Annotated in this window: 13 protein-coding genes; 5 read left to right on the plus strand and 8 right to left on the minus strand. The window is 36.3% G+C overall.

Going from position 1 to position 12,608, the window contains the following annotated elements; translation table 11 throughout:
* The first annotated feature begins 396 nt into the window (after positions 1-396).
* From ACIQXF_RS08690 to ACIQXF_RS08705, 4 genes are read left to right on the plus strand one after another with little or no spacing between them, the layout of a single operon-like run.
* On the plus strand, positions 397-771 hold the full coding sequence (locus ACIQXF_RS08690; protein WP_402781527.1) for a GntR family transcriptional regulator: 375 nt from the start codon (positions 397-399) through the stop codon (positions 769-771).
* Entirely contained in the window at positions 768-1,661 is an 894-nt protein-coding gene (locus tag ACIQXF_RS08695; RefSeq protein ID WP_402781530.1) for an ATP-binding cassette domain-containing protein, read from the plus strand. Before ACIQXF_RS08690 ends, ACIQXF_RS08695 begins: the two co-directional genes overlap by 4 nt.
* Positions 1,645-2,373, plus strand: coding sequence for a hypothetical protein (locus ACIQXF_RS08700; protein ID WP_402781533.1), 729 nt, complete (start codon positions 1,645-1,647; stop codon positions 2,371-2,373). Before ACIQXF_RS08695 ends, ACIQXF_RS08700 begins: the two co-directional genes overlap by 17 nt.
* On the plus strand, positions 2,370-3,074 hold the full coding sequence (locus ACIQXF_RS08705) for a hypothetical protein (RefSeq protein WP_402781536.1): 705 nt from the start codon (positions 2,370-2,372) through the stop codon (positions 3,072-3,074). The genes ACIQXF_RS08700 and ACIQXF_RS08705 overlap by 4 nt, the downstream gene beginning before the upstream one ends.
* Before the next feature lie 127 nt (positions 3,075-3,201).
* Here the strand turns inward: ACIQXF_RS08705 and ACIQXF_RS08710 are convergent, their stop codons facing one another.
* The 8 genes from ACIQXF_RS08710 to lplA all read right to left on the minus strand — a co-directional run bounded on the left by ACIQXF_RS08710 (position 3,202) and on the right by lplA (position 11,914).
* Complete coding sequence (locus tag ACIQXF_RS08710) at positions 3,202-3,846, minus strand: VTT domain-containing protein (protein ID WP_402781563.1); 645 nt, start codon at positions 3,844-3,846, stop codon at positions 3,202-3,204.
* 275 nt (positions 3,847-4,121) lie between these two features.
* Positions 4,122-5,669, minus strand: a complete 1,548-nt coding sequence (locus ACIQXF_RS08715; protein WP_402781539.1) for a fatty acid--CoA ligase family protein — start codon at positions 5,667-5,669, stop codon at positions 4,122-4,124.
* 143 nt (positions 5,670-5,812) lie between these two features.
* Positions 5,813-7,747 (minus strand): FtsX-like permease family protein, encoded by a 1,935-nt coding sequence (locus ACIQXF_RS08720; protein WP_402781542.1) that lies wholly within the window; start codon positions 7,745-7,747, stop codon positions 5,813-5,815.
* A complete protein-coding gene (locus ACIQXF_RS08725; protein WP_402781545.1) occupies positions 7,719-8,495 on the minus strand; it encodes an ABC transporter ATP-binding protein in 777 nt (258 codons plus the stop codon). Before ACIQXF_RS08725 ends, ACIQXF_RS08720 begins: the two co-directional genes overlap by 29 nt.
* Positions 8,496-8,506: 11 nt before the next feature.
* Positions 8,507-8,941 (minus strand): hypothetical protein, encoded by a 435-nt coding sequence (locus ACIQXF_RS08730; RefSeq protein ID WP_402781548.1) that lies wholly within the window; start codon positions 8,939-8,941, stop codon positions 8,507-8,509.
* 11 nt (positions 8,942-8,952) lie between these two features.
* Positions 8,953-9,936 (minus strand): sensor histidine kinase, encoded by a 984-nt coding sequence (locus ACIQXF_RS08735; protein ID WP_402781551.1) that lies wholly within the window; start codon positions 9,934-9,936, stop codon positions 8,953-8,955.
* Positions 9,936-10,640 carry a response regulator transcription factor gene (locus tag ACIQXF_RS08740; RefSeq protein WP_402781554.1) on the minus strand — a complete coding sequence of 235 codons (705 nt, stop codon included), beginning with the start codon at positions 10,638-10,640 and terminating at the stop codon, positions 9,936-9,938. Before ACIQXF_RS08740 ends, ACIQXF_RS08735 begins: the two co-directional genes overlap by 1 nt.
* A 281-nt stretch (positions 10,641-10,921) precedes the next feature.
* Positions 10,922-11,914: a lipoate--protein ligase gene (gene lplA / locus ACIQXF_RS08745; protein ID WP_402781557.1), complete on the minus strand. Its 993-nt coding sequence runs from the start codon at positions 11,912-11,914 to the stop codon at positions 10,922-10,924.
* Between the two features lie 144 nt (positions 11,915-12,058).
* Between lplA and yhfH the strand changes: the two genes are divergently transcribed.
* Positions 12,059-12,184, plus strand: a complete 126-nt coding sequence (gene yhfH, locus ACIQXF_RS08750; RefSeq protein ID WP_012292204.1) for a protein YhfH — start codon at positions 12,059-12,061, stop codon at positions 12,182-12,184.
* Positions 12,185-12,608 lie beyond the last annotated feature (424 nt).

Below are 12,608 nucleotides of genomic sequence, written 5' to 3' on the forward strand. Positions count from 1 at the left end.
AACATTTTTCATTACTTTCTGCTTATTATTCAAGTGACAAAAATGACAAAGCAAATTATAACAGGATAATAGGATTCCTCCTCCTTTAAAAAGTCGTTTCAATTATATAATTAGGTGCTTTTTTCATAGTAATCCATTGAAAAATCAATTATGTCTCGGCATAATTGATTCCGCTGAAAAGTGACTTAAAACCGGATTTATCTCACCTCCTATAGAGTTGAGAGACTTCTTTACCTGCCGCTGTCACGCATAAAAAATCTGTCGCTTCGCTTTCGCACAGTAAACATTTGCTGAAAGAAGTTAAATTTTTATCTAGACAATTCATCAAATATCACATATAGTACATTACAACACTAATGCACTATGTTACCATGAAAAATGAGAGGAGGTTTTTCAATGCACGTTCATTTAGATAGCACATCTCCCATTTATATACAAATTGCTGAATGGCTGCAGCATCAAATTATCGCCGATCGATTACAAGCGGACGAAAAGGTTTATTCACAATACCAGCTGGCTGAGCTATTCAATATAAATCCCGCTACTGCTGGTAAAGGACTGACTATTTTATTGGAAGAGCAACTTCTCTATAAGAAACGAGGGTTAGGCATGTTCGTTGCTGTAGATGCAAAAGATCGAATTTTAATGAAACGCCGGAATGAAACATTAACGAAAATGGCACAAGAAATTGTCTTAGAGGCAAAACGTTTGCTTGTCTCTGATGAAGAATTGCTAGCCCTTATTCGAAAAACACAGGAGGAATCGAAATGAATATTATTCAATGCGAGGAGTTATCAAAAAGCTTTGGACGTCTTCATGCACTTCAACGTGTAACATGTGCCATTCATGCAGAAAAAATCATCGGTGTTATCGGTCGCAATGGCGCTGGCAAGTCGACTTTGCTTAATATTTTCGCAGGTTATTTAAAACCTACAAGCGGAACGTGCGAAGTATTTAATGAAAATCCATTTAATAATATTCACACAGCTGCTAATACTATTTTCATTGATGACCTATTAAGTTTCTCTGATTACTTGTCGTTAGAAGAAATCTTAAAAATGGGGGCAGATTTTTATCCAAATTGGCAAGAGGCGTTAGCTCATCGTATGCTCGAGTATGCGGATTTAGATTTAACAGTAAAACATCAGCAACTTTCTAAAGGGCAAATGGCAACCTTTAATCTTGTCTACGGGCTAGTAAGCCGCTGTGCGTTAACGATTTTAGACGAACCGATGAATGGCATGGATGAAGCAATACGGACAGATTTTTACAGAGTCATCCTAAAGGAGTACATAGCCTTTCCACGGACTATTTTAATATCAAGTCACCATTTACAAGAGATGGAATCTATTTTAGAGGAGATTTTATTAATAGATGAAGGCACCATTATTACACATGCACCTGTAGACGAATTTAAAGAGCAACTGATCGCATTAAGCGGACCAAGTGATGCCCTAGAATCTTTGCTAACTGATAGCGGTGTCTATGCTCAAAAAATTGTGGCAGGCATGACTACAGCTATAGTGGACGCTAGTAGATTATTCGTTTCAGAGGAGATGCTTCTCGCGAAAGGCATCATAAAATCCTCTCTAACTGCCAGTGAAGTCTGCAAGTATTTAACAAGTAAAAAAGGAAGTGATATCGATGCAATCTTTGAATAATATTTCACTTAAAACGATTATCATAAAACAAGTGAAATGGAAAGCAAAATTATATATTTCTGCCCTTAGTTCCTTAGTTATTGTACAAATCATTTTCGGCATTTTAACATCTAGCTCAGGGAGTGGCTCTTCTGGTCATGGGCAAGGAAATTTAGATGTTCAGTTTTCTATTTACTCACTCGATATGTTTCTTATTGTTTCAGCTATTTGGGCATTTATTGTAGCGTTTCTTTTTACAACAAAAGCGTATCGTATTGATGATTTATCCGTTATTTCTAGTCGGACATCAAGCGCTATGGCAAATATATTGGTCATGATTATTTACAGTTTTATTGCAGTCATCATTATGATTTCGACTTACTATTTACAAATATTAGGGATTTCATTAGTAGAAAAGAAATCTTTTGTAATAGATACTCTATTTATTTCACCATCGTTATTCATATTATGTTTCAGTAACATTTGTTTATTTAGCGCAATCGGCTTACTATTTGGCACCAGCTTCAAGGGGCCAGTAGTTATAAAAATATTTCTATCTACTTTTATTCTGTTTAGTTTTATATACATTTTTATGGCAACAAATTCTATAAACATTAGGCCGCTAATAATGCAACCAAACCTTATGATTAGTGTTCTTTATTTGCTTGTCGCTACACTGTGCTTTAGCCTCACTATTTGGATTGCTAATAAATCGGAGGTGTCTCGCAAATGATAACGACATTTTTCTTTTTTATTCCGCTACTGCTCGTAGCGACTATTTTTCTACTACTAAATAAATTAGGGAAAAAAACCAAAAATATTTGGACATCTAAGCGTATTATGATTGGCATTACTAGTTATATCGCACTTGGACTTACTGCCTTCCTATATATTAGCTTTTTTTCAGAATCATCAATACCAGTACTCTCTCCTTCTGAAATTAAACAAATTGAGAAAAAGTTTGATCAAATCAAGAAATACGATCAAGAATACAATTCTTCCTATTTAACTGAGGACTACAAAAAGAAAACATGGGAGATTAACGTTGAAGGAAATACATTACCTGTTGTTATAAATGATGTCAATTATTCAAGTTTGGAAATTCGACAACGTTATAATGATACTATTGAATCGGGGAAAGCTCTTGTTACCTATTATCAATTTCCTTTCATTATAGAAGGTATTGATGTTTCAGACGAAGTACCGTTACCTAACGTATACGTGGCACAAAACCATCTATTTATTGAATGTTTTTCTAGACAACAAGTAAATTATTTTCGTATAAATGCAACATTAAGTATTTTAGATATGAATCGTGGGATAGAACGTGAACCATCTGCAATGAACCATTCCTATTCAAATGTCATAGTTATCGATATACCACGAAGTACGGTTCTGGAAGATTCCCAAGGTCTTGTTCAATATATAGAATAGTAGAATGAATAATCACCAATAATTAGAGATAGCCTTCGTTAAAACGTATGCTGGGCGACTCCTTAGGTATTTATAAAAAAACAAGGACAGTCCTAAGTGATTTCTCATCACTTTTGGACCATCCTTTTTATTTTCCAATTTTCGCTTTAATCGCACCAATAACTGCTGGCACCACTGAAATTAAGATAATTAGTATAAGAACCGTTGAGAAGTTATCTTTAATAATAGGAATATTACCAAAGAAATAACCTAGTAGTGTACAGCTGAATACCCACAATACTGCACCTACGATATTATACATGACGAAGTAGCTGTACTTCATTTTACTTGCTCCAGCTACAAATGGAATAAATGTACGTATAAAAGGCATAAAGCGTGCGATCACAATTGTTTTACCACCATGCTTATTAAAAAACCTTTCTGCTGCCTCCATACGCTCTTTTTTAATAACTCTACCAAGGAAACTATTCGGTGGGATAGATGTTCCCACTTTATGACCAATTTGATAGTTCATCGTATCACCTAAAATAGCTGCCGCTAAAAACACAGGAATCAATAGCCACATGTCAAATGCGCCCATTGCTGCTGCTAATGTACCACTTGCAAAAAGCAATGAATCACCTGGTAAGAACGGGAATATGACAACACCTGTTTCAACAAAAACAATGGCAAATAAAACGAGATAACTCCAATTACCAAAATCACGAATGATTTCCTCTAAATGCACATCGATATGCATAATAAAACTAATTAACTCTTTGATGAGTTCTATCATTTTTCCATATGCTCTCTTTCAATTTAATTTTCTAATAGCCTTGACGCAATTGAGCATCAAAGAGTTCCGTAACTATCGACAGTTTGTTTGCGCTACTACACCCCACTATATGACCAGCCTTTAAAAAGTATGTAGAAGTTTCACAAGTTTGATTTTATCACTTACAGACTTATACACTCAACTTATTTAAATACGTGGCCCAACTTTTTTACATAGCTGTAATATAGACAAAAAAAGCTACTATTTTTAATAGTAGCTCCGTTACTGTATCATTATACTTTTTCTTTTAATGATCGACGTAAAATTTTTCCTGTTGTATTTTTCGGTAGTTCATCCATAATTTCAATTACTTTAGGAACTTTATATTTCACCATATGCTTTGCACAGTATGCGAGCAGGTCTTCTGTGGAAGTTGCAGCTGCATCTTTTAAGACAACATATGCATAAACAGCCTCACCTAAGTTAGGATCTGGATAACCTACAACTGCCGCTTCAACGATATTATTATGAGCAAAGAGGACTTCTTCAACTTCTCTTGGATATACATTATATCCCCCTACAATAATCATATCTTTTTTACGGTCAACGATGTAAAAGTAACCTTCTTCGTCCATTTTAGCTAAGTCTCCTGTATATAACCAGCCATCGCGTATAACCATCGCTGTTTCTTCAGGCAATTTATAATAGCCCTTCATCACGTTAGGCCCTCGAACAATTAGCTCACCGACTTCGCCAACCGGTACTTCTTGACCATTAACATCCACTACCTTATTTTCAACATTGCAAATGGATGTTCCAATAGACCCTGCCTTACGATCACGCTCCAAAGGATTAAAGCACGTTACTGGTGAAGCTTCTGAAAGGCCATAACCTTCCGAAACACGCACACTAAATTTCTTCTCGAAATTATGTAATAGTGCTACTGGTAAAGATGAACCACCTGAAATCGCTAAGCGGATAGTCGAGAAATCTTCTGGATTGCCCTCTGGTAATTGATACAGGAAGTTATACATTGTTGGCACACCAGCAAAGACTGTTGCTTTTTGTTCCTTCGCTAATGTAAAGATTTCACTTGGACTAAAACGTGGTGCAAGTAAAACCGTTGCTCCACTCAATAATGGTGCATTGACGACAACAGTTAACGCAAACACATGGAAAACTGGTAATGTAGCAATAATACGATCATTTGCTTGATAACCCAAATATTCTGCAACATCTCGTGCATTTGAGTAGACATTTCTATGAGTCAGCATTGCACCCTTTGGAGTACCTGTTGTTCCTGATGTATATAAAATTATTGCATTATCATCGTCAGCTACTTCTACTGGCTGGCAAGAGCCTGATGTACCAGCGATGACTTGTGAAAACAATTGAATTTTTGCCCTTGCCTCTTCAGATAAAGTAGTTACTTTTTCCGCAACATCCGCTGTTGTTTCACAAACAACAAATGTTTTTACTTTTGGAAAAGCATGTACACCCATTTCTACTAACGGAAGAAGTGCATCAAGTGCAATAACAGCTTTTACGTCACCATTATGCAAAATATATGAAATTTCATCCGGTGTGTATATTGGATTAATTGGAATTGCTGTTGCCCCTAAACTCATTGTTGCATATAACGCAATTAAATAATGTGGCGTATTGCCAAGTAAAAACGCTACATGGTCCCCTTTTTCTACCCCTAATTCTTGTAACCCCTTTGCAAAGCGGCCAACTGTGTGTTCAAACTCACCATATGTCGTATCTTTCCCCATAAAATGATACGCAATTTTGTCCGGTTGCTCTACTGCTTGTTGACGAACACTTGAAACTAAATTCAATTACACCATCCCCTTATCGTATAAAATGAATCGTTATTCAGTAATATTATATAAGAAATATATCTAAAAGACAACGAATCTTTTTATTTCATGTCAAAAATTACGTCAAATAATTCATTTTTTTCTCTTTCATACACTTTTCATTAAGAGCGAATATGTGAGATGTATCGCCAACGAATTAAATAAAAATAGATTACTTGTATTAACACAAAAAACCCAAAAGCAAAGAATACTTCTTTGACAATGGAAATATTAGCAATATCCTTTAAAATGCCTTGAACCATAAAAAAAGCAAAGGCGCTATGCATCATTGCAACACCCCACGGGAGGAAAAATTGTGGGAATAAATGACGATTAACAAGCTTTTTGAGCTCCGAATCTGTTAAGCCCATTCTTTTTAATACGTCAAATTTGAGCTTCTCTCGCTCAAGAGAAGTATGCAGCTTAAAGTAAATAAAACTACCTGCAGCTAATAAAAATACAGTTGCCACCAAAACACCAACCAAAGTAAATAATGAGTAGGTAGCTAATATATAAGAATAATTTAATCCTGCATTTTCAAAGAAAAATGGGCTAAATTTATTCTTATTTTCAAAGTATTGAGATGCCGCTAACAGGTCTATGCCCTTGCCAATATCTTTTGTCTCCATCCATTGAGGAATGTAGAAGGTGAATAAATGATAGACAGGTTGCACAACGTTTTTATCATTAATCGGCTTCACAAGCTTCATAAAATCCTCATCGCTTATCACAATAGAATTGACGCTAACAATAGAGCTCGGGAATACTATTTTAGGGTATACACTATCAATTGTTAGCGGGATAGAATTTTCCTCCAAAATCGTATGCACAACTTTATTTTTAAGTTTTTTTAGGGCATCTTCTGAATATGGAATAAATACCGCCTCTCCTGAAGCTAAGTCAAGTAATGGATAACTATAGGATGATAACAATACATTCATATCCGATTCTCTAAAAACCTCAACCTCATTGTGGGTAAAAGAAGATGTTTGTTTTATCACAACAAAGCGAGATAAATGATAGGACAGCCCCTTCTCCTCTAATTGAATTCTTATAGTGTTGATATGATTTCGCTCATACGGATTGTCCACATCTCCCTTATAGATCAGCCCCAGCGGATTTAAGCGATCATATTGTGTCGTATACGAGGACATCGTCGCTAAAACGCCGACCGATAAAAATGCCATGGTTGACACCATCGTAACAACAAAAAACATTTTCACATTATCCATCATAATATGGGTTTGCTCGGCTAAAGAAAGAAGACGATAACGTTGCCAATGAAATTTCCGTTTACCTCGTGCCATCTCTAAAAAGCAGGGTAAAGTATCACTGAAAAAATAGTATGTTCCAAAGGTAGCCGAAAAAGGAATTAATAATGTTAAACCAATTAATGTTGTTTTCGAAACGATAAAAGCTAGTATATATGTTGATAAAATGAGGGTAATGCCATATACTGCACGGATTTTCGAATAGGTTGTAACACTATTTAAATAGGCACTTCCCTTAATGATGTCGCGTAATTTTCTCTCACGTGTAAAGTACACACTAATAAAAGAAATGACCACAAAAGCACTAGTAAAGACACCAATTGTGAGTACAAATGGCTGCCATGAAACATATAATGGTAGGGAGTCTAAATGTAAAATTTCTCGGACAATCATGAAAAAGAATTTCGAAAATGAGAAACCAAATATAATTCCAACAATTATAGAGCCAGCTCCAATAATCATTGTCTCTAAAAAGACAAGTTTATTCATCTGGCGTCTTTCCATGCCTAGATGTAATAAAATAGCAAATTCATGTGATCTAGCCTCTAAAAAGGCACTCATGGAGTAATATAAAAAGAATAATGTAAAGAGAACGAGTATGATTTCCGCACCAACCATCCCGATTAACGATACCTCACCTAAAATCCCTTGTTCAATATCCGGATGAAACATAAGCATTGAATAGATAAAAAACACAGCCACTGAAAAAAAGCTTGCCATGAAAAAGGCGCCGTATATACGGCTGTTCCGTACGACATTACGGTAAGCGAATTGTCGAAAGGTCACCTACTTGTCCTCCTCCTAGTAAGCTCAAAACATTTAATATTCGTTGGAAAAACATTTGACGACGGTCATCTTTGTAGATTTCATTGAAAAATTCCCCGTCCTTAATAAATAACACTCGATCACAGTAGCTTGCCGCTATAGGATCATGGGTTACCATGACAATGGTCGTTTGTTTTTCCTTATTAATTTTTGTTAAAAGTTCAAGCACATCACGTGAAGAATTGGAGTCCAAATTCCCTGTCGGCTCATCCGCTAAAATAAGAGATGGGTTATGAATAAGTGCGCGACCAATGGCTGTTCTTTGTGCCTGTCCACCTGAAATTTCATTTGGACGTTTTTGCAGGAAAGAGGTTAAGTCCAGTTTTTCCGCAATGCTTGCGAGACGTTCCTCCATTACTTCTAATGGCTGTTGATCCAATGTTAGTGGCAACACGATATTCTCTTCCACTGTCAGCATATGCAAAAGATTAAAATCCTGAAAAACGAAACCTAATTGTCTTCTTCTGAAGTAGGCAAGCTCTGTTGCATTTAGCTTATGTGGGTTCATGCCATCTAAAATGATCTCTCCACTGGTTGGCTCATCGATCGTAGAAATGATATTCAATAAAGTTGTTTTTCCGCTTCCTGATGGACCCATGACTGCTAAAAACTCACCTTCTTTAACATCAAAGCTTAATTGATTTAGCGCACGATGCGTTACTTTGCCTTCATACACCTTTGTCACGTCTTTTATTTGTAAAATAGGCATACCTTTTCACCTTATTTCTTGATTAATTCCATAGATTCCGGTAAAAGCCACTGCAATACAACCTCAAAGCCAATTTGAAAATGTGGCTCATTTTCTGATACAACCACACCTTTACCATCCTCGTTCACTAGACTAAAACAATGTTCACCAACTATTACATCCCATGCATCAATTTCACCTTCAATAATTTCACCACAAACCGTATAATACCCACTGTACATCACTTTTTCACCTTCTACAGGAAAAGCGTTTAGTAAAGTTGGTTTATGTAAGTCTAGCCCAAGCTTATTCGAAAAATGCAAAACTTCTTCATCAAGTGTAAGACTAGCCTTACGAAAATTCATGCAGGATAAACACTCACAAATATCGTCATGTGATTCGTACAATACCTCTGTTTTTTCACTCTCGATATTTAATATCCACTCATCTATACGAACTTCTCTCATCCTTGCTCCCCCTAATTCGTAAATGTCACTGTGACAATTGTTCCTTTCCCTACCTCTGAAGTAATGTTTAATTCATGACCAAGTTTTCCACAGATTTCTTTAGCCAAATATAGCCCCATTCCTGTGGATTCTCCGGTTTTACGGCCATTTTCACCAGTAAAAAAAGCTTTAGTGACACGAGAAAGATCAGAAGCCGGAATACCAATACCTTCATCACAAATGGCTAATTGTACATGGTCATCCTTTTTAATGGCAGAAATCACTATTTTTTTATTTGGCTCAAATGTATATTTAACTGCATTTGTTACAAATTGCCCAATAATAAAACGAAGCCATTTCGAATCACTCGCTACGATAATATCATCCTCAATATGAATTTCAGGAAAAACTCGTTTCGTAATAAATAAACGTTTATTTTCATTAACAGTTGCAGTAACTATTGCTTTTAAAGTAATCTGTTCTACTTGCATATCCTCTTCGAAATTTTCTAATCGAGCATTGACAAGGACCATATCTAAGCCTCTACGTAAGCGATCAATTTCCTCTTGCACATTCTTTTTATCAAGAGGACGCTCATCCTGTAATAAGAGCTCAATAACAGAAATGGGTGTTTTCATCTGATGTACCCATTGATTCATAAACTGGTCATGTCTTTTTTGGCTTGCATACAACGATTGAAGCTCATGTTGGTAAAGCCGATATAGCTCATGCATATATTTCTCAGACTGTATAGCTACAGGCGTCTTAGCATTCTTTTGTAGCACGTCCTCCATCGTTTTAGGAAGCTGTGATATTTTCAATAAATAACGTTGGCGCATTAAATAGCGGATAAGTAAAAAAGAGGTTAGCAATACTAAACTAATACAGAAGGAATAAATAGCCGTATCGACATTTCGAAAGCCGTCTAGCCAATATAAGACCATGATAAAGCCAACTAGTAAAAGCTGGAATACAATGAATGATGCGTAATCACGCAAAAATAATTTCCAGTCCACTACAGCTCACCTGCACTTAATATAAAGCGATAGCCTGCGCCACGTACTGTTTCGATGCTCGACGTAATATGATAGTCTACTAGCTTCCTACGTACCCGTGTCATATTGACATTTAATGTATTCTCATCAACAAAAGCCTGATCGTCCCAAAGTTCTTCTAATAGTTGTTCACGTGTCACTACTTTTGGTGCATTTCCCATTAGCAATTCTAAAATAATACATTCCTTTTTCTGCAGAGGAATCTCTAAATCATTTTTATGAAGTTCCATTCTTTCTAAATGTAGCACAAGCTGTCCTTGCTTAATTGTCCGCTCCTCTTGTCTTGCTGCATATTCACCATATGTACGACGCAAGTGACTTCGGATTTTAGCCAGTACAATCTCATAATTAAAAGGCTTCGTAATAAAATCGTCGCCCCCATTTTCAAGAGCAAATATTTGGTCCATTTCTCCTGAGCGAGCTGAGATGAAAATAATCGGACAAGTTGTATGTTGACGCAGTTGGCGGCACCAATAATAGCCATCATACGAAGGTAAATTTATATCAAGCAACACCATATGTGGATTAAATGCTGTAAATTCTTCAATGAGATGATCAAATTCTTTTATTGTTTCAACTTCGTATTGATATTTTCTGAGCGTTTCCGCAAGTAATGACGCAATCTTTACATCATCTTCGACAATAAATATTCGATGCTTCTCCATACCAACACTCCTTTCTATCTTATATTGTATCAAAAAAAGATCCGACGACATAATTGTCAACGAACCTTTTGTAGTAAAACATAATACATATCGTTAGCTATAGATATTTGTGCATAATGCTTCTGCCTAAATATGAGGCATCCCCACTGTTCCCCGAGAAGTCGCCCAATCCTCCACTCCAATCAACTTATATTCATGGCACACGTTTTAACAATAGTTATCCTCTTTTTTGGTATTGAACCCTCAATAAGGACAATTGCCAATTTATACACAAGATGTTCTTAATAAATTAATTGTAAAAAGTCTTCTGTTTTAATCCCACCGAAGTATGTTGGAATGTCGATAACAGCTAACGCCTCAGCAATTGCAGTTCTATCATAGTTTGTCCCAACTAATCGTTGTTCAACATCTGCCATATCGCCCACACCGAAGAAATCACCAAAAATGTGTGCTTCTTCGATAATGCCATGATTCACTTCCAAGCGAATATCAATACCACCTGTTGGGAAGCGATGTGTTTTTTGGATATTGAAGCGTGGGGATTTACCATAGTTCCACTCCCATGTTTGGTAACGTTCAGCAGATAGCTTATGGATACTTGCCCAATCTTCCTCTGTAAGCTCATAATAGCGAATATTTTCTTCACCACCGAAGATAGACTTTAAAATTTCTAGACGAAATTCTTCAACAGTCATTTTATCCTTTAAGAACTCAGAAATATTGGCCACACGTGAGCGAATTGATTTAATGCCCTTTGATTCAATTTTATCTTTCTTAACCTTTAATGCCGATACAACAGCATCAATTTCTGTATCAAACATTAACGTACCATGGCTATACATACGGCCCTTTGTAGAAAACTGTGCGTTTCCTGAAACTTTGCGTCCTTCCGCTAAGATATCGTTACGACCTGAAAGCTCAGCTTGAACGCCCATTTTTGCAAGTGCATCTACAACTGGCTGTGTGAATTTTTTATAATTCATAAAGCTATCGCCATCATCTTTTGTAATAAAACTGTAATTCAGGTTCCCTAAATCATGATACACTGCCCCACCACCAGAAAGACGTCGCACAACGATGATGCCATTGTCCTCCACGTAATCTGTATTTATCTCTTCGATAGTATTTTGATTTTTGCCAATGATGATTGAAGGCTGATTTATGTAAAAAAGTAGCACTGGCTCCTTTTCGACATCCATCGTCTTTAATAAATACTCCTCAATGGCAAGGTTAATGCGTGGATCATGAATCCCTTTATTATCAACGAAAATCATAATTTACTTTTCCTCCTTCACAAAATATCCATATTTATTTTAACGTAAATTAGGCATTTTGTGTTGACGAAAAGCATCTGTTATAATACACTAAGAAATATCAAAACAGTAATAGTACAGATAAACTTAAAGGAGGAGTCCACAATGTTAGAAAACGTAGTTGAATTTTTCAAGAACTTACCTGCAAAGCAATGCACAGAATGCGGTGAAAAAATTGAAGAACAAAGTGAATGCTACAGCAACACTTGTGAAAAATGTAACCACCTATAAGCATTTGCCTATTCTGTGATAGTCATATACGTGCCCCACACGTACTAATAATGACACCCCTCATCATATTTTTGATGAACCCTTAATTAAATCTCTTACACTTACGAAACGGCAGCTGATACGCTCATATCAGCTGCTGTTTTTTTGAATGATTTTTTTGTGTATGAGCGGTTTATCATTGGTGCCGAGCGTTCTCCCTTGTACCTGAGTAGTTTTCGAAGTCTCCCGAGCAGTTTTCGAAGTCTCCTGAGCAGTTTTCGATGATACCTGAGCAGTTTTGGTCTTCTGTCAAGAAAGTGGACATAAAAAAGTGAGAGCTTCAAAGCTATCGCACTGCGTTTGGTGGGCAATGGAAGTCAATTGTTCAAAGAGCTTGAACAATTGATTTCCATCGCTTGAAACGGTTTTGAGATTAACTTGCGTG

Source organism: Lysinibacillus sp. NPDC097231, assembly GCF_044761885.1.
Taxonomy (GTDB): Bacteria; Bacillota; Bacilli; order Bacillales_A; family Planococcaceae; genus Lysinibacillus.

What these genes read in the sequence shown, in the direction of transcription:
- ACIQXF_RS08705 (WP_402781536.1), top strand. Translation starts at nt 2,370, where the DNA reads ATGATAACGACATTTTTCTTTTTTATTCCGCTACTGCTCGTAGCGACT.
- ACIQXF_RS08740 (WP_402781554.1), bottom strand. Translation starts at nt 10,640, where the DNA reads ATGGAGAAGCATCGAATATTTATTGTCGAAGATGATGTAAAGATTGCG.
- ACIQXF_RS08700 (WP_402781533.1), top strand. Translation starts at nt 1,645, where the DNA reads ATGCAATCTTTGAATAATATTTCACTTAAAACGATTATCATAAAACAA.
- yhfH (WP_012292204.1), top strand. Translation starts at nt 12,059, where the DNA reads ATGTTAGAAAACGTAGTTGAATTTTTCAAGAACTTACCTGCAAAGCAA.
- ACIQXF_RS08730 (WP_402781548.1), bottom strand. Translation starts at nt 8,941, where the DNA reads ATGAGAGAAGTTCGTATAGATGAGTGGATATTAAATATCGAGAGTGAA.
- ACIQXF_RS08695 (WP_402781530.1), top strand. Translation starts at nt 768, where the DNA reads ATGAATATTATTCAATGCGAGGAGTTATCAAAAAGCTTTGGACGTCTT.
- lplA (WP_402781557.1), bottom strand. Translation starts at nt 11,914, where the DNA reads ATGATTTTCGTTGATAATAAAGGGATTCATGATCCACGCATTAACCTT.
- ACIQXF_RS08725 (WP_402781545.1), bottom strand. Translation starts at nt 8,495, where the DNA reads ATGCCTATTTTACAAATAAAAGACGTGACAAAGGTGTATGAAGGCAAA.
- ACIQXF_RS08690 (WP_402781527.1), top strand. Translation starts at nt 397, where the DNA reads ATGCACGTTCATTTAGATAGCACATCTCCCATTTATATACAAATTGCT.